The following is an 18201-nucleotide window of genomic DNA, read 5'->3' as shown; positions in this document are numbered from 1 at the left end:
ATTTAAAACTTTTTCACCTTAATGGTGGTGTCTTTCTTCTTATATTCAAAAACCACAGTTTTTGAATAACCTTCTTTTGTCACCTGAATAGTTTGGCTGGGTTGCGTATAGCTGTATTTGTCATTTTCAATATAGAGCGTGTATTTTCCATCTTTCAGGAAAAATTCAAACTCATTTTTTTGGTTAACCACAGCAGTATAGATCATACCCTCTTCACTTTTTGCATATACCACGATTCCGGTTACATCCGTTTCCAGAACATCGTAAGCTTGTCTGATCTCTGTTAATTTTCCACTTACCCTGATGTTTTTTACCAAGCCTACTTTACGGTTAATATTGGCATGCACCATAATGACTGGATCCATCATCAATCGGGCACCTGCACTTTCGTTCATTTTCAGTGTATAAGTTCCTTCTGGGACATTCTGAAAAACTACTTTTCCATTCTTATCTGTTATCGCTACATAATTGTCCAGTTTTACAATTTCATTAGCAAGTAACGATTCGCCGGATTCCAGCAGTCCATTAAAATTTTTATCTTCAAAGAACTGGAAAGCCACTTTATGATTTCCGAGAGTTGTTGCTGTGGTAAAATATTTTTTAATCCCCACTCTAAACTGGTAATAACTTCCACTGGTTGCATATTCAGCTGTAGATTTATAACCGGAAAGATTAAAATACCCTGTGGTAGACCAGGAAGGCGAAATCTTATACTCCAGATTACCGGTGATATTGCTGTTTAAATTTTTATAAAGTTCCGAATAGAAAGTCCCGGCTGAAAAAGATCCGGTCAGATTATGATTAAACATCTGGAAATTATAGGAGGCATACACATTATAGTTGGCGAAATTACGGTTTCCATCATAATAAGAATTTAAATCAAAGACACTGATCGCGTTCCATTGGGCTGTTCCATTGAGGGAGAATGATTTATATCTGTAAGATAAAGTCGTTTTCAAACTGTTGAACCATTCTGGATTATCATTCTCTTTTGAATAAGAATATTCCGCCGTCAGGTTCAATCCGTGAGCACCTAATGTAGTACTGATATTGGCTTCCAACCGGTAAGAAAAAAGTTCCTGTGATGTGTAAAAATTAGCTGTTTTTTGTTTTTCAACCTTTGGATAAAGTAGGAAATTCCACTTCTTTAAAGAAAACTGATACCCTAGTCCCAAAGCTTCCGTGCTGTTGAAATAATAACGCAAATTAGAGGTATTCCCAGGTTGGATAGGTTCACTCTGGAAACTCAGGAACTCGGGTTCTACCTGCGAATTCTGATATTGTATAAAAGCACGCTGAGCAGCAGAAAATTGGCGGCCGATCCGTTGATTTGAGAAAAAAGATCCCCGTTTAATCCCTGCATAACTTTTGGTGGCAAAGGAATTGAAAGATTGTATATCCCATTTCCCTATTTTTCCTTCGTAATTGGCTCCCATGGAAGCTCCTGTGTTTTCGTCTTTATTCAAAAGGCCTTTTTCGTTGCTCACTCCCACCTCCGTGCGGATGATATGTTTTTCGTTAATTAACAATGATGTTACCGCGTTCGCTACCTGTGTATCTACGTTAAAGCGTGGATCATGGTCGAATATATAGGATACTTTTCCATTGAAAGATTTAGCATTTCCAAAAGCATATTTTGCACCTACCATGGTAGATCCTTCTGTTTGCTGGAAATAAGTACCATACAGATTATAATTACTTTCCAGCGCAAGAACTTCAACCTGATTACTGTTACCAAATCTGGTAGAAACTTTTCCTCCCCTTCCGAAAACCGGGTAGTCGTAATCGCTGCTATTAACATTTCCCAAGCGTAAAACCGTATTTTTTCTCTCCAGTTCCAGCCAGGTATCATACACGTTATAAAGGCCGTCTTCAAAATAGTAATCTGCACCGATATTGAAGCGTGATTTTAAATTCTCAGACATACGGAATGCTGTGTTTCCCCTCAATTGAAGAAAATTGAACCCTGAACTGTTTTCATTATAGCTCATTTCCGCAAAGTTACTTCCACTCGCCGCTTCGTTTCCACGGGCAATTTGTCTGTTGTGCGATAAAATAACCAAGTAGAGCGTGTTGCTTCCCACAATTTTATTATCAAGCAGATCTGTGACAATTGCATTAATATTAAACTCTGGGTAAAGTGTATTCTGTTTTCTGACGGCAATTTTAATTTCAAGCGTTTGTTTTTCTAAACCTTCCAGAGATAAGGTTTGCTGTTTTGGCAAAATTTCCAGACCATCCGGAATTGACTGCAAATCAATCTTAACGGTACGTTTACTATACCCCTGATTTTCTACTGTCAGCAGAATTGAAGATTGGGGCAAAGCAGGGTTAATAAAATTTTCGTAGGTAGCCGTATAAATCGCGATGTTTTTGTTCTCACCTTTAGAGACGAAGAATGAGGCGTTTTCAGCCCTGGTGACCTTTGAAGTGGCATACGAAACCTGAAATTGGATCTTATTGGATCTCAGCTTCATAAAATCAACGTTGGCGATCAGTTTCACAGGAAGATTTTTAGACTGACCCGGGCCTAGGGTAAAGTCAGTTTTGGGATAGAAAAGCAATCCCGGATACTGTTCCTGAGGGCTGATATTCTGAATCATCATCTCTTCAGAACTTTTATTCTCAATGATCAGGAAATTAGTAAAAGTAGAACCCTTTTCAACAGTTACACTGTCATTTTCAAAATGGATTTGTATATCCTTCTTTTCCTGTGCAAAGGCCCACGAAAAGTTCAGAAGAACAAATATAAAAAATAAGATTGTTCTTCTTAGTACTGATACTGATATTCCATTCTGTGGTTTCAAAGCTTAATTTTAAAATTTAAAGTTTTTTTCTCCTACACGTAAATCATTAGATTCGGCCATTTTGACGATAACCACGCCAAGGAAGTTCCCTGAAATGTTCTCTGGTAAAGAAAACTGAACAACCTGATTGGTATCCGGAAACATAGAGATGGAAATTGCGGGTAATTTTATTTCCTTACCACTGTCTGTATTGGTGAGTTCAAACTCAACGGTGGCATCATTGATGGTGTTTCCATCATTATGGATGCTTACAGCAACTTTTCTATTCGCAGCATTCTCATTTTTCACTTCTGAAATATTGGTGATATCCAGACTTTTCACATGGTTTCCCGGTGGAGTGTAAAAGATGTGAAGTCCTACCTCAAATAAGGTGATAATACCAATACCATTCTGAATACGTGCCTTATCTGCCTGCTGAGGAAGCTGTGTGAAAAACAGCATGCTGTTTGTAACGACAGACTGTGATGCGTTTACCGGAATTTGCATGGTTACTACAATCTCCTTTGTACTTTTCGCAGGAACTGTTACAGTGTTTTCTAAGGTAGACACCCAGGAGGCATTGGAAGTTTTTGAACTGCCTGCTTCAAGATAAACCTTATTTCCGTCTTCTTCTCTAACCCAATCTTTATAGTTGAGATTAAAAACATAATCTTTATCCGAGCTGTTTTGAAGCGTGACTGTCTTTGTTACTTTTTCTCCTGGATTACCTGTGAAAAACAATCTTGTAGGCGACATAGAAATACTTTGTGCCAAAAGTGAAGAAGATCCTGTAAGAATAAAGAAAATGAAAAGGTGAATAAACTTGTTCATGGTGTAAATAGTTTAATAATAAAGATTCTCAAAACTACTGAAAACGTAGCAAAATAAGCCTTTACAAACTAAAAATTTTATTATAAAGCAGTCGCCGTATAAGTTACTGTTTGCGTATAAGTTCCCGCTGGCTTACCTAAAATATCCGAAGATGATGATTTCTCTGCTGGAATGGTGTAGTCCAGATTCAGTGTTAATGCACTTCCGAGAGGAGCATTGGATACTAAGGTTCTTTCTCCTGGGGATAAAACCACTTCGTTTTTTGCTCCGCCCATACTTCCGGGAGCTTCTGCAGCTTTGATTGTCAAAACATCCACTGGGATCGAGTTTGAACCATTGACGAAATTCGGTCCCCCTGCTTTTACCTTTACATTAAAGTTCTTCGTGGAAGTAACTTTTAAAGAGTTGGCTTTAGTAATGGTCTGATCAGAGTTATAGTCTGCTGCAGTAGCATAGTTAAAGGCAACTATACCACCAATGGCGGTACTTCCTGCGTCGATAGAGATGACATCGTTCAGGATAATTTTTACAACTGTGGTTGCAGTAGTATTTTGAGCCTGTACATTATTAGTTCCTAATATGATCGCTCCAAAAGTTAAGGCTGTGATTGCAATTTGTTTTGTCATGATAATATTATTTAATTGTTAATCTTGTTTACCTGTTCTCTTTTGAACATTACAAATCTACAGCGGTCATAAAAGTTTCTTTGTAGTGGAAAACGGAAGTACATGTAGTAAAATCACTACACAGTTTATTCACATAATAAACAGAAAAACCCTCAGTACTTTTCAGGTACTGAGGGCATGTATATTGATGTGTTTTTTTATTATAAAATTGATGTATTTTTTATTATAAAGCAGTTGCCGTATAAGTTACCGTTTGCGTATAAGTTCCCGCTGGCTTACCTAAAATATCAGAAGATGATGATTTTGCTGCTGGAATAGTGTAGTCCAGATTCAGTGTTAACGCACTTCCAAGAGGAGCATTTGTAACTAAATTCTGATCTGTTGCAGATAAAACTACAGTATTTTTTGTCCCACCCATTGTTCCGGCAGCTGTTGCGGCTTTAATAGTCAAAACATTGACAGGGATTAAGTTTGTTCCATTCATAAAACTAGCGCCTCCTGCTTTTACTTTAACATTAAAGTTCTTTGTGGAAGTAACTTTCAGAGAGTTGGCTTTAGTAATGGTCTGATCAGAGTTGTAGTCTGCTGCAGTAACATAGTTAAAATCTACCGTATTACCAATGGCAGTACTTCCTGCGTCGATGGAGATTACATCGTTCAGGGTAATGTTTACAGTAGTGGTTGCTGTAGTATTTTGAGCCTGAACATTATTAGTTCCAAATATGATAGCTCCAAAAGTTAAGGCTGTGATTACGATTTGTTTTTTCATGATGGTAATATTTTATTGTTATTTTTTACTTAATTGTTATCTTTTGTATACTGCAAATTTATAGTGGTGCTAAAAGTTTCTTTGTAGTGGAAAAAGGAAGTTCGTGTAGTAAAATCACTACACAGTTTATCATTTGGACTTAAATAGGAAAGCCCTCAACATTTTCTTAATATTGAGGGCCTATATAAATTGCTGTTATTTCTATTATAAAGCTGTCGTCATATAAATTACCGTTTGTGTATAATTTTTCTTTAGGTTTTCACAAAAAAATATTTATAGATTGGTAACTTTATTATGATTGTTATTTAAGAGTATTATGGTAATATAAAGCAAATAACTAATATAATTAATTTGTTATTGTAATGGCAATAATGCACCAAGCATTCAGCAATCTACTTTCATAAGAGTGCAAGGATTTTGAATTTTATCTATATTGGTACAATACATAAAAAATCAAAGGCCTCCTGAGGAAGCCTTCGAAACACCAAATCACAAAATATTAATATGAAAAAATTAGCTTATAAAGCTGTTGCAGTATAAGTTACTGTTTGAGTATAAGTTCCCGCTGGTTTACCTAAAATATCAGAAGATGATGATTTCGCTGCTGGAATAGTGTAATCCAGATTCAGCGTTAACGCACTTCCAAGAGGAGCATTTGTAACTAAATTCTGATCTGTTGCAGATAAAACTACAGTATTTTTTGTCCCGCCCATTGTTCCGGCAGCTGTAGCTGCTTTAATGGTCAAAACATTGACAGGGATTAAGTTCGTTCCATTCATGAAATTAGCACCTCCTGCTTTTACTTTAACATTAAAGTTCTTTGTGGAAGTAACTTTCAGAGAGTTGGCTTTAGTAATAGTCTGATCAGAGTTGTAATCTGCTGCAGTAACATAGTTAAAATCTACCGTATTACCAATGGCAGTACTTCCTGCATCGATAGAGATCACATCGTTAAGGGTAATGTTTACCGTGGTGGTTGCGGTTGTATTTTGAGCCTGAACATTATTAGTTCCTAATATCATGGCTCCGAAAGTTAAGGCTGTGATTACGATTTGTTTTGTCATGGCTGTATTATTTAATTGTTATTTTTTACTTAATTGTTATCTTTTGTATACTGCAAATTTATAGTGGTGCTAAAAGTTTCCTTGTAGTGGAAAAAGGAAGTTCGTGTAGTAAAATCACTACACGGTTTATCATTTGGACTTAAATAGAAAAGCCCTCAATACTTTGACAGTATTGAGGGCTTTTCTATTTAGAATTGTTATTTACTTACAATGCAGTGGCGGTATAAGTTATTTTTTGTGTGTAAGTTCCCTGTGGTTTTCCCAGAAGGACCTTAGATGCATTTTCCGCCGAAATGGAGTAGGCAATATTTAAAGACTGTTTGGTTCCTAAACTTGCATTACTCACCAGCACCTGATCAGTTGTAGATAAAGTGACCTCATTCAGGGTTCCTATCAAACTTCCGCCCGGTATTGCCTTGACCTTTAATATATCTACAGGAATTACATTTGCACCACTTACAAAGTGTGCCCCTTCAGATTTTACTTTTACATCAAAATTTTTAGAGGAAATAATGACTAAACTGTTGGGAACAGTCACATTTTTTGATGAATTATAGTCTTTTGTGCTCCCATAATTAAAATCTACAGTACCTTCTGAAGCAACAGAGCCAATGTCCATGGCAATAACGTCCGATAAAATAATATTTACTGATGTACTCACCTGCTCTGAACTTTGTGCCATAATCTGGTTGGTTCCTAAGGCGATTGCTCCCAAAGACAGCGCAATGATAAAAATTTGCTTTTTCATGATTAATAAATTTTAGTGAGGTGTAATAATATTATCATTCTGAATTCATTATAAATCTAATAACAATATATGACATCACCAAAGCTTTTTCACTCTAATGTGAGTGAATGTAGATTTTTCGCCGAAAATCATGGAATCAGCATAGGTATCGTAAGAATAATTGATCAAGTTAACAGTATTGTAATGCTTAAGGAACTTCTCCCTGATAAAATTACTGTTTAAACATTCCATTTTAATAATAAAATATAAATGGCGCCACTTAAAAAAAGTGACACCATTTTATATGGGTTATATATTCCTTATTTTGAATTTTCAAGTTTTAATACATCTTATTTTCTGCATATTTATAAACTGTCTTTTCATCCCAAACAAATAATTGAATAGAGCTATACGGTGGTATTTTGTATGAATACCCTGCGCTTTTTATATCAAATCCCTGCCCATAACTATCACTGGCATTTAATACGAGTATTCTCTGACCTCGGAAAACTTTTCCTAATGTAAATTGCTCACCATACATACATCTGATGACCAGCATTCTATTATCAGAATCATAATACTGAATTCCTGGCTGCTGCTCAATCATTCCATGAGACAATCTCATTCTAGAGTCCTCATTGATAATCTCATCATCAAGGTAGGAAAGACTTCCGTCAGGAATAAATAAAGTATTAGGCTTTTCATCTTTTGATTTAAAGTTTTCAGTAGCCTTTACAGAGCCCTCAACATATACTGGACCGGCAATATTAACTTTATGCGAATCATTAGCCGGTGCACCTATACCAATATTATGGCTCTTTCTATGGAAGTTAATACCTTCCCAACCCTTATATTTACTTGAATATTTATAATACTCACCTTCCAATACAGTTAAATAGAACCCATCCTGTTCATTATATATACCAGATTCTCCGCCATTATATTCATCAGCAACCATTAATCCATTACCTGTATGACTAGTAAATTGCTGGTTTACAATAACACCGTTATTAGACATATAATTCCAGCTATTGATATTACCCTGAGAGAAATCTGCGTCACTCCAAACAGTTCTCCAAGGCTGCCATCCTATGTCTCCAGAGCCTGAATAACTTCCTCTGAATTTCATCCCATTTCCTGTTCTGTCAATAGTTAGCTGTTGTCTGCCATCAGCCGAGTTCAGATTTAAAGTAGTTGTATAATTAAACCCTGAAGATGGGGCTTCCTGTCTATAAATTCCAGATTCAGAAACTAAATTTAAATTAGCAACATATTTTAGTTCTTTAAACTTATCATTCCAATTACTGATCATAGCAGGGGTAAGATTACCAGCATCCCAAATTACATTTCCCTGAAAAGTTGGTCTTGATCTTAGATGATTAATGGCACCATAATTATCAATGGTCATCGCTATCTGAGGCCCTGCTGCAAACGAATTGGTTGTTGCAAAAGCCATAGATGTACCATTTCCGTCATTACTTCGTACATATATACCGGCTTGTGTACCGCTATTAGAATAAAATCCAATGGATGCTGTATATTGATTATCAGGATTTGAACCACTTTCAGTTTCTACTAAGAAAGAGTATTCGGCTGATGTACTGGTATTGCCCCAGCCTGTGCCTGTATTTTTTGCTCTACCTTTAATAGTTTTAAGTCCGGTAATATCCTGCTGGCCATCGACATTAACAAACTTGTTGTTTGTCCAATTATGCGTTGCTAAAAATACATAACCATCTGTTCTGTGGTATATGTAAGGCGCACCTGCTGATAAACCATTTGAGAATCCTAATGTTTGAGCATTTTCGGCAGAATTAACTTTAGTATCAGGGTTAAAATTATTATTAGTCCAAAGCGATTCTCCATCTGACAGTAAAGGAATATTCCCTTTTTTCGTCATCGTTGTTGTATTTATCGCCTGCCAATATTCTAAGTGATTGCTGAATAAAGGAAAATCTATCCTGTGATACCATGTATTATTTCCTGCTATGTGTAAAGAGTTACCATAAGTAGATGGAAATCCGTTACCTGTCGCCCAATCTGTAACACTTAAAGGATAATCAGTTTTTACTGCAGTTGCATCCTGATGGTTCCCTCTTTTCGCAAGATATTCTCCGGGATTTAAATTGTTCGTAGTCCACGGAATGCCTCCCTGAATTTTAACTGCACCACTATCTGAACTTAATAATAAGTCACCACCATTTACAGCTCTCATTGCAAAGCTATCTCCTGCTCCACTCCATACGGCAGAATTTCCATCAGCTCCAATATAGGCTATATCTTTAGATCCATCATACTTTTGCCAGGTCAGATAATTCCCTGTTTGTGCTGTACTTTTCCATCTCCCTAACATAGCTGGAGTTTCTATATTGAAAGCACCTGTCATAGTACCACCATCTTTTCTGAGATAGTTTCCTAAATCTGAAGATGACACAAAATCTGAGGCTAATCTCTGGCCACCACCCGCTGTTAAGATATAGTTATCATTATACCCAACTTTATTGAAACCTCTTGAGGAAACCTGACCGGCATCAGTAAATGTTATACCATTATTTAAATCCCAATCTTCTGCATTATTGGTAACAGAGGGCGCCAATATCAAATTGTTATTGGTAGGTTTCTGAATTGACCAGGATTTATATGAACTGTTTTTTAGTTTGAAAGGTATTCTGTTATAATAGGATTTTGCTGCCGATATAATTTCATCCGTATTTCTCGTCTGGTAATCGCTCGGTTTGAAATTTACATTATCCCAGGCTTTTCTCCATAGTGTCCAATTTCCATTATGCCCACTTCTATACACCAGTTCTCCTGCATCTGCATTAGTATCATTATATTTTATCTGCAACTGTGCTGTAGTGTCCTGAGCACCCATGTGCAACATAGGACTATATAGATGCTGAACTCCGCCTGCGTTATTGTTTGCTCTGTAAACTCCGGAACTGGAATACCCTCCAAGACTATTGAAGTTATCATTAAACTGAACTGCTTTTGGAATATAGCTGCTGTCTGCAAAATTAGTTAACCAACTTCTTGTAGCGACTACATCAGACGGTAAAGTAATGATATGGGTAGGATATAAGTCAAGATTAGGTTCTAATGCATGAGACCATCCCAGATTCCAATCCTGATAATAGTTTCCGTATTTAACTTCCACTCTAGCCACTTCAAATGAGAAATACCCATTCCAAAAAGTCTCTGATTCTCCTAATAAAATACTTACATATCCATCAGTCCCAATCCCAATCCTTGCAGTAGTGGTAGGAAAATTATCTGTTACTTCCCATATCGCTTTTGAACCATTAGTAACCAGAGTTCCTGATACATATTTATAGAAAGCGACATTCACTTTACCTAAGTACTGGCTTTCATATCCATAAATATTAATATCAATACTAAACATTGCATGCTCCGGTGAAGCTTGTGGCATTTTAATCGCTAAAATACCCGTATGTCCTCCAACATCATAATAGCCCTGATAAACTTTATTAAATATTCTTACTTTATTTTGGCTTTTATTAATAGATCCCCCATCTTCAAATTCTAAATCCTTTGTACCAAGATTAACATCCTGTGATGCGCCAGTATAAGGAACATAATTATTTAAAGTTGATGTATTAACAAAAGTTGACGGGTTTAAATTATGAGCATCCCAAACCACTCCATTTACTCCGTTTTTAGAGTGTATTATATCATTGTTATTAGATTCTATAATAGTATTAATCGTTGGGTTTCCTATGTATAATGTGGAGGAACCGCTATAATTTAACACCTGGTTATTACCTGTAGTAAATGAAGTAGAATAAATACCTTGTTTAGAATAAATCTGACCTGAGCGTCCCAGATAATGGGTAGGATGATCCGGATCTCCAAAATGGAAACCAATACCTTCATTCAAGCTATTGGCACTTCCCTGATAATAAGAAAGTCCATAAGCATCTGCATTAGCAAATGACCAGATTCTATTTCTTTCATCGGTTTTGTAGAACCTGTTTTGAAATCCTTCATCTGTTTGCACAAAACCTCTTGAATGGATACCATAAGGAGGAATAAACTGGGAGTCGGTATAAGAAGAAGAGGCCAATAAACCACCAGATAAAATAACTTGAGAATTATTACCGTTTAAACCCGCTATAGGTTTATCTGAATCTAATGCCCAATAGCTACCTGTATCTTTCTTCTCCCAAAATGTATTACCAGAAACTAACTCTTCTTTAGTGAGCAAATGTTTAAGATTTATCTGAACCCTTTTTGTACCTCCCGGATCCGGGTGATCCGACACTGAAGTAACTCTGTTATTCCCCTGGTCTAAACCTCCATATCCAACCGTTACTTTGACATCAAACCCCTGCCAGTAAGATAATTGGGTAAACCAAAAACAAAGTTTACCATTTAAGTTTAAGGCCGTAATTCCATTCCAGTAATATAATGTAGAATAGCCGCTATGAGAAATAATGGTACCGTTATAGATATAGCCCTGGATCTTACAATCTAAAGGCTGATCATTGCCATACATATTACCTTTAATCTCTAAAAGAAACTGATCTCCATAGTCTACAGAATAATCTACATCAGTTTCAATTAAGGTACCCTGTGGGAAGTTTCTTCCCGAATGATACCAGGAGTCTTCTTTTCTTCGGGAATCATAATCTCCACCGCCTCCCGTCAGAAATTTTTCATTATCTGATCCATCTTTATAATACCCGGCCGATCTCACGTAATCAAAAGCATTGCCATTGATATTCATAAAGTGATACCCATTTGGCCTATACTGCAGTGTAGCAGCGTAAAGCCCCGGCTGATGAAAAGAAATTGCAGGGTAAATTGTATCAGACACACCATTACCTCTTACTTCTAAAGCAACTGCATTATAAGCATTACCTGTAGCTCCTGAAAAGGATTTTCTTACCGGTATATCCTGGTATGTATTGGTTGTTACTAAATTTAAATCAGAAACTATTTCCGCATGGGTTCGTGTGCTAATTTTTTTCGTTACAGAATTCCAAACCATTACAGAACCTGCATCGTTTGGAACACTTTTCACAATTATTTCGCCTTCTACAGCGATATGATTGTTAAAATATTCAGGAGCAATCATTAGTCTAATCTAGCAGTTAAAGTAATTCTATATTCATTCGGGGTAAGAGGTGCCAAAACATCTATTTGTACGTCATTTTCTGATATAACCGTACAGCTTACATTTATTTTTCTATTATCAGCATTACGATAACAGATATAGTCAACATTGATGGTATTCCAGCCATGGGTGATGGGGAAAGTAACGGACGATCCGTCTCCGATGTGCCATGTTTGGGATTTAATTTTTGCATCCAAAACAGCTTTTGTAGATTTTGGAGTCATTGCTTTAGTAATATTGACTCCCTCAATAGCTTCAACATCTGTAGCGATCTGGATCAGACCTTTTACCGAATCTGTAGCGTCTACAATATCAGGAATACCTTTTTCTATAATCTGATAATTTTTAGGGATATTGTAAGCATCATCGGTATTGGCAATAAGATGGTCACCCACAGATACAGGTTCATTGCCCACCCATCCATTGGCTGTAATTACCCATACCATTCCTGTTTTAATTACAGCTGCTGTAGCAGGTGATGGCATCGTCATTGAACCTTCAACAGTAGAAGGAATATAACCTCCCGGCTGATAGATCAGTGCTCCTGTAAGGCTTTGTCCTATGAAGTTTTCAACATAAGTTTTAATCTTATAGGATGACCATGTAAAGGTACCTGACTGAATAGCGTCATTCACAACAATAGAAACAATATCTGCATTGGTAAGATTTCGGCCTGCTACTTTAATAACATGCCCTGAACTATTGGTCAGTATCTGACTTAGCAATAGAAGCCCGCTTGTCTGATTGGTCTGAAATGGATTATTAGTCAGCGGATAATCCGGATGTACATAATTTTCGGCCAAATTAATCCATTCGGTTCCGTTCCATTGATGCAACTGGCCGTTATAATCAATTACCCAGCCTGCAGGAACACCATCCGTACTGGGAAACGAAGTAAATTGTTGAAAACGGGTACGTTGTAGTTCCCCGAAAAAATTATCCTGATTTGCGTTGTTACTGATTACTGCATTGTTATTCATAGTTTTTTATTTTTTATGGTTTAACTTTTAAAATGAGAATGTTTATAGGATTAGCAAGGTCGCCCAGCATCTTGATCTCGATGGTTTGATTGGTTGCATAATCGTCAATATTTATTTTTTTTCCGGTAACACTATCCCGGGCCTGAATGATTACATTTTCCGTTTCAAGGGTATTGGGAAATACTGCACTTCCGGTAATCTGCACTACTGCACTTTCAGCTGTCTGAGAGATCAGCAAAACCTTATCATAGATCTGCTTATTAAATTCCTGTTGATTTTTCGGGCTGCTTAGCCAATCGTAGTCCAATACCAGCTTTACTTTATCTTCACTTGATTCTCCGATAGGAAGAGCTTTTAAAGCTTCAATATCATCACGGTTTTTTTTAATGAAGTTTACTATTTCCTGAAGTTCATCTAAAGACAGATCATTAGACAATAGGATCTTTCTAATATTTTCTATCTTCAGGGCTAAGTCTTTATCAGCATCTTTCAGTGCATCAACAAAGCTATTTACCTGTATTTTAGTGTACACATTCCCCAATTGATCAGAACTGTCAATGGTAGCAACATTGCTTATTCCAAGTTTGCTTTTCCAGCTGTCAACATGAGCCGAGGTCAGATTACCGGCATTCAATAAAGCCAGATATTCCGAATGAGCTTTTGGGTCTTTTAAGTGTTCCTGAAATGCTTCCGCACTGGCAAATAATTGAAAGATTTCTTCAAATCCTTCAATACCTGTCACAGGGATTAAGTCATCTTTGTGATAAAAAGATAAAAACGTGTCTTTAAACTGGGTTTCTGTTGGAAAATCTCCAGTTTCAAACCAACTTAAAATTGTATGTAATGGTGTACTCATTTGATAATTGATAATTAGTTTTGATAAAATTGTTAATTGGGAAAGGCTTAAAGATGATTTCTATCGTGTGATATTTTAAGCGAGCGAAGAAGTCCATATATCTGCAGATGATGCTATACCACATTGCATTCACTCAGAAAGAATCAATGAAGCGGATTCCACTTTGCGATCTCAAAATATTACAATGATACTATAACATCTTTGCCTGAAACCTGAACTGTATGAGCAGTTTGAAGGCGGAACAAAGTAGGCTGCACATGAATTTGGAGATTTATTTCCAATGATAACAGAGGGTTTAGAGTTCCCAGTATTAGGTAGAAATCGTTTATTTAGAAAAGAACAGATCAGCTTCAGCCTTTCTTCTGCGGATGAGTCCGTTTAATGTTTTTCCGGCAGCCGTAATGTATTTTGTGGTAAACCAATTTCTGATTGCCTGCTCTTCTGCTTTTTTATTAATCAAAGAAAATAGTCCGTCTGATCCACCGGTATTGTAAGTGTGTGAAACAAGAGCATCAAATTGATTCTGAGTAAGATTCAGTCTAATTTTACTGTTGACGATTTTTTCATAAGTTGGTAAAACTGATGAAAATAGCTCTATTCCTTTCTCTTTAGTGATGGCAGGATCTTTCATGGTTACTTTTTTCCCTCCGGGATAGTACGTGTTGCCATATCCAATTGTCGGAATTCCTGCAGAATCCAGATAAGGCTTTGAACTGAAACCTTCAAATGATACAATCAGATTGATTCCCTTTTGTGATGTTTTCATGTTTTAAAATATTTGTAGGTGAAAAAGATGAGTATTAAAGTGATTCCAATAATCGTAATGAAAATCCAGGCCAGGATCTCCAATCCATCTGTTTGAATTTTCCTGGTTTCTTCAGAGACTTTTGCAGCCACTTCTTTGACTGTTTCTTTTAAACTTGTTTTCTGGATTAAATCCTGGATAACATGAGTAGTTTCTTCTTTTCTAAGCTCTGATTTTTCATGGTTGCCCTTTGCGTAAGAGCTGCTGATGGAATATTCTGCATTTCCCACAATAGAAATACGTTGAAGCGTATCACGTCCCACTACATTATGGAAAACAAAGGGATTAGATGCATCCGATTTTCCTTTAATCAATAGCTCTCCGGATATTTCATTTCTCTCTTCCTTCAGCGACACCTCATCCGATATACTGTGAGCTGACTGTGAGCTTTGAAGGATTAAAGAATCAGCTTTTATTTCTTCTGTTTTTTTTGTATTTTCTTTATAAGTGGCTGTAATTTTGTGTTTACTCCGGCAGCCCAACATGAGACTGCTCAATATGAGCAATAACAGAATTTTTGTTTTCATGAGTTTTAGTTTTAAAAATTGAAAAGGCTTATCTTGAATTCTTCAATCCCAGAAAATCCAAATGATATTCAAATTCTTACATAAAGATTTTATCTTCTTTTACGTATTCTTTTTTGATGCTATCCAGCAACATGTCTAAGCTTACTTTGAAACCAGGTTCTTTTAACGCAATTGTTTTTAAACTCACATCCTGTATGATATTCATAATATTTGAACCGGTTAACTCATATCGTTGAGCAATTTGCTCCAGATCAATATCTTCAAGTTGTAATTGTTCGGGTAAATTTTGCTGCCAGATACGCAGACGCTCTTCATGCTTTGGATTATTAAATTGTATGCAGCTATGAAAGCGTCGCGTAAAGGCTTTATCCATATTATTTTTAAAGTTGGAGGCCAGAATAATAAGCCCTGAAAATGTTTCTATGCGTTGCAGCAAATAAGAAACTTCCTGATTGGCATATTTGTCATGGGCATCTTTTACAGAGGTTCGTTTTCCGAAAATAGCATCTGCTTCATCAAAAAATAAAATCCAGTTTTTATTTTCTGCTTTGTTGAATAGTTTAGCTAATTGTTTTTCTGTTTCTCCGATGTATTTTGAGACCAGCATAGAAACATCCACTCTGAAAACAGGCCGTTGAGTATATTTCCCTAAAAGGCTGGCCGCAAGAGTTTTTCCTGTTCCCGGTTCTCCATGAAACAACACTCTGAACCCTGGTTTAAGTTTGGTCTGCATATTCCAATCTTCCATCAAAGTCCGGCTGCTATTGTACCAGGCTTCAATACTTTTAAGCTCCTGTAAAGTAGTTTGAGGAAGAATCAAATCTGTCCATGATCGATGGGTGAGTATTTGTTCTGCAGGAAACTCATTGCTCATTTTTGGTAATAATTCCAAGCCAAACATGATCTTTTTAAAAGCTTCTTCATGAATATTAATCTGACTGCTCATTGATGCATGTTCATGGGCTGAACCTGAAAAAACAATGATCTCTTCCTGATTCAAAACTGAATCCGGGCCGAAATAATCCAGTGATTTTAATCTTTCTGAAATACTATCCCCTCCCAAAACGTACTGGACTGCCTGAATTGTAGGATAAAAGAGCCTGCCGCTATCGTTGGTTGAACAGAAGTCAAACAGTGCACTCCCCGGAAACTCCAGATAAATGCGTTTCAGAAATGCGGGATCCAATCGTGGCAATAAAGCCATTAAAAGAATCACAACTTCCTGATGGGCAAGCTCTTTCTCTGAAATATAATCACCTAATTGAAAATTTTCATGGTTATTAGTATTAAATTCAGGAGCTCCTACATTAAAATCCTCTGAAGGATTATTGATACGCCATGTAATAATCTTTTCTAAATGAGTAAATAATTTTTGTAATTGTTCTGACTCCATTGGTTTTTATCTTTTTTAAGATCCTGTGGTCTGCATCCATTTCACTTTTAAGATGCTTCCACTGATCCTGTCGTTGATTTCAAGAAACCTCAACCGGAAAGTTGCTCACATTCGAGTATCTCTCTACAGTTGACACACTGCTGTTTTTGGAAAGTAGTTCCTTCATTGGAACCCTTCTTTTTAAAGAATAAATCTGCATTTAAAAGAGAAGAAGAGATCCGAAGACCTGCCATTCTGCCTAATGCTTATACATTAAAAAATTCCGGAACTTCAGATGCTAAAAGGTGTGCCAGTGAAAGTCTCTCCGATTGAGGTGGTATTTTTAGTAATGAGAATGTAATGGATTACTTCTCTGCCGCCTTATGATCTTAATATATTTTATAGGGATAGGATGCGGCTTGTTGTATTACATAATAGCAATTACTATGTTGTTGTGTACAGTTCAAAATTAATCCCTTTTTTGTTCTTATAAAAGTTTTCTGCCCTATCTGTACTGTAATTGCAGTAACTCTTAATTTTTTTTTAAATCAAATGATGGTTTATAGCAGTACTGTAACTTCAGAAGTATGAATAATTTGTACTACTGATTGCTGTCAAGCAATCCCAGCCAGACTATTTTTCATTAATAGAATAACTACATTCGATTCTTACATTTCTGACTTTTTCTACCTGACCGCCCCACCAACTCTCCTGACTTTGCCCGGCGTTTAAGATTCCAGTTGTTAAAAGTCTATCATCATCCACATCATACACGTTACATTGTATGGATTGATTGATTTCCTGAAGGTCTGCATTATAATAGAGATACAGGAAATCCCATATATCATAATGTTCGGTAACAGAATCTTCAGTTTTGTATTTATCTCCCCAGTATTGCGAATATGCTCTATATTGGATAGGTATTTCAGTTTTATTAATAAACGTAATGTTTGTATTGACAACATTTACTTTTTGTTGAATATCTTCTTTATGAATATCTATGGGGACATTATAGTTCTTCAGTTCTCCAAAGTCGAATCCATCAGGAATTGCAGGCAGATTGTTCCCAAATAATCTACGAACGTAATAGTTATTACCTAATTGATAGCCAAAACTATAATATTCGGTTCCTTTTAAATCACCACCTCCTGTTGTTTTTTCTATTGCAATAGTATAAGGTGCACTGCCCAATAAGAATTGTCTTATTGTACCTACTTTGGTGGAATCTCTAATAATGATCACCTGATCTTCTTCATCCTGTGAAGTGACTACAACCTGTACTTCTAAGTCTCCGATGTTGTTTGCAGAATAGTAAACAAATGCATTATCAATATATGCCATACGGTTAACAAAAGCTACCAATTCTCTTTTTGTCAGGACATCATTCTTATGCCTTAAGGAATCTATCAATTCCGAAAATTGACCTTGCGTTGGATGTTTACCTGTTTCGAAATAGGTTTTTAATTCTTCTCTTGGGGTTAATTTATTTTCTTCCATTATATTTTATTATTCTTTACAATTTAATTGCCTTTGGATTCAATGATTATTTTTTTATGTTTTTAAAATTCGGGATTCATCCTTTTGTTATTCCTGTAAAAATTTAAAAGTTTCTCCATTCTGCTGTATCCTTTGGTTTTAATAATCGGATGCTGGATTACTTAATTTCGAAACCGAAGTTCATCTTTTTTCTCTTTCCGGGAAAGTTTTTTGAATGTTCTGTT

At 36.3% G+C, this 18201-nt stretch carries 13 protein-coding genes; all 13 read right to left on the bottom strand.

The window, feature by feature from the left end; all coding sequences use genetic code 11:
* Positions 1 to 2: 2 nt before the first annotated feature.
* Positions 3 to 2807 carry a hypothetical protein gene (locus KBP46_RS23160; RefSeq protein ID WP_253297122.1) on the bottom strand — a complete coding sequence of 935 codons (2805 nt, stop codon included), beginning with the start codon at positions 2805 to 2807 and terminating at the stop codon, positions 3 to 5.
* A gap of 9 nt (positions 2808 to 2816) precedes the next feature.
* Positions 2817 to 3617 carry an Fn3-like domain-containing protein gene (locus KBP46_RS23155; RefSeq protein WP_228436717.1) on the bottom strand — a complete coding sequence of 267 codons (801 nt, stop codon included), beginning with the start codon at positions 3615 to 3617 and terminating at the stop codon, positions 2817 to 2819.
* A gap of 80 nt (positions 3618 to 3697) precedes the next feature.
* Entirely contained in the window at positions 3698 to 4243 is a 546-nt protein-coding gene (locus KBP46_RS23150; RefSeq protein ID WP_062671703.1) for a hypothetical protein, read from the bottom strand.
* 223 nt (positions 4244 to 4466) lie between these two features.
* A complete protein-coding gene (locus KBP46_RS23145; RefSeq protein ID WP_062671701.1) occupies positions 4467 to 5012 on the bottom strand; it encodes a hypothetical protein in 546 nt (181 codons plus the stop codon).
* Between the two features lie 518 nt (positions 5013 to 5530).
* The gene (locus tag KBP46_RS23140) at positions 5531 to 6076 is read right to left on the bottom strand and encodes a peptidoglycan-binding protein LysM (RefSeq protein ID WP_123280014.1); all 546 of its coding nucleotides are present in this window, start codon (positions 6074 to 6076) and stop codon (positions 5531 to 5533) included.
* A gap of 205 nt (positions 6077 to 6281) precedes the next feature.
* Positions 6282 to 6824 (bottom strand): peptidoglycan-binding protein LysM, encoded by a 543-nt coding sequence (locus tag KBP46_RS23135; RefSeq protein WP_216444301.1) that lies wholly within the window; start codon positions 6822 to 6824, stop codon positions 6282 to 6284.
* A gap of 319 nt (positions 6825 to 7143) precedes the next feature.
* Positions 7144 to 11901, bottom strand: coding sequence for a hypothetical protein (locus KBP46_RS23130; protein WP_216444300.1), 4758 nt, complete (start codon positions 11899 to 11901; stop codon positions 7144 to 7146).
* Complete coding sequence (locus KBP46_RS23125; RefSeq protein WP_062671693.1) at positions 11901 to 12920, bottom strand: hypothetical protein; 1020 nt, start codon at positions 12918 to 12920, stop codon at positions 11901 to 11903. The genes KBP46_RS23130 and KBP46_RS23125 overlap by 1 nt, the downstream gene beginning before the upstream one ends.
* 13 nt (positions 12921 to 12933) lie before the next feature.
* Positions 12934 to 13776, bottom strand: a complete 843-nt coding sequence (locus KBP46_RS23120) for a hypothetical protein (protein ID WP_120231685.1) — start codon at positions 13774 to 13776, stop codon at positions 12934 to 12936.
* Between the two features lie 325 nt (positions 13777 to 14101).
* Positions 14102 to 14542, bottom strand: a complete 441-nt coding sequence (locus KBP46_RS23115) for a lysozyme (RefSeq protein ID WP_120231686.1) — start codon at positions 14540 to 14542, stop codon at positions 14102 to 14104.
* Positions 14539 to 15108, bottom strand: a complete 570-nt coding sequence (locus KBP46_RS23110; protein WP_216444299.1) for a hypothetical protein — start codon at positions 15106 to 15108, stop codon at positions 14539 to 14541. The genes KBP46_RS23115 and KBP46_RS23110 overlap by 4 nt, the downstream gene beginning before the upstream one ends.
* 76 nt (positions 15109 to 15184) lie before the next feature.
* A complete protein-coding gene (locus KBP46_RS23105) occupies positions 15185 to 16501 on the bottom strand; it encodes an ATP-binding protein (protein WP_216444298.1) in 1317 nt (438 codons plus the stop codon).
* 612 nt (positions 16502 to 17113) lie between these two features.
* On the bottom strand, positions 17114 to 17977 hold the full coding sequence (locus KBP46_RS23100) for a hypothetical protein (protein ID WP_216444297.1): 864 nt from the start codon (positions 17975 to 17977) through the stop codon (positions 17114 to 17116).
* Between the last annotated feature and the right edge of the window lie 224 nt (positions 17978 to 18201).

This window comes from Chryseobacterium sp. PCH239 (assembly GCF_018924625.1).
Lineage (GTDB): Bacteria > Bacteroidota > Bacteroidia > Flavobacteriales > Weeksellaceae > Chryseobacterium > Chryseobacterium cucumeris.
Note: the sequence above shows the minus strand (reverse complement) of the source record. Positions and strands in the feature narration are given on the sequence as shown.

Excerpts from the sequence above, each read along its gene's own strand:
- KBP46_RS23155 (WP_228436717.1), bottom strand. The coding sequence starts at position 3,617 with ATGAACAAGTTTATTCACCTTTTCATTTTCTTTATTCTTACAGGATCT.
- KBP46_RS23150 (WP_062671703.1), bottom strand. The coding sequence starts at position 4,243 with ATGACAAAACAAATTGCAATCACAGCCTTAACTTTTGGAGCGATCATA.
- KBP46_RS23145 (WP_062671701.1), bottom strand. The coding sequence starts at position 5,012 with ATGAAAAAACAAATCGTAATCACAGCCTTAACTTTTGGAGCTATCATA.
- KBP46_RS23140 (WP_123280014.1), bottom strand. The coding sequence starts at position 6,076 with ATGACAAAACAAATCGTAATCACAGCCTTAACTTTCGGAGCCATGATA.
- KBP46_RS23135 (WP_216444301.1), bottom strand. The coding sequence starts at position 6,824 with ATGAAAAAGCAAATTTTTATCATTGCGCTGTCTTTGGGAGCAATCGCC.
- KBP46_RS23130 (WP_216444300.1), bottom strand. The coding sequence starts at position 11,901 with ATGATTGCTCCTGAATATTTTAACAATCATATCGCTGTAGAAGGCGAA.
- KBP46_RS23125 (WP_062671693.1), bottom strand. The coding sequence starts at position 12,920 with ATGAATAACAATGCAGTAATCAGTAACAACGCAAATCAGGATAATTTT.
- KBP46_RS23120 (WP_120231685.1), bottom strand. The coding sequence starts at position 13,776 with ATGAGTACACCATTACATACAATTTTAAGTTGGTTTGAAACTGGAGAT.
- KBP46_RS23115 (WP_120231686.1), bottom strand. The coding sequence starts at position 14,542 with ATGAAAACATCACAAAAGGGAATCAATCTGATTGTATCATTTGAAGGT.
- KBP46_RS23110 (WP_216444299.1), bottom strand. The coding sequence starts at position 15,108 with ATGAAAACAAAAATTCTGTTATTGCTCATATTGAGCAGTCTCATGTTG.
- KBP46_RS23105 (WP_216444298.1), bottom strand. The coding sequence starts at position 16,501 with ATGGAGTCAGAACAATTACAAAAATTATTTACTCATTTAGAAAAGATT.
- KBP46_RS23100 (WP_216444297.1), bottom strand. The coding sequence starts at position 17,977 with ATGGAAGAAAATAAATTAACCCCAAGAGAAGAATTAAAAACCTATTTC.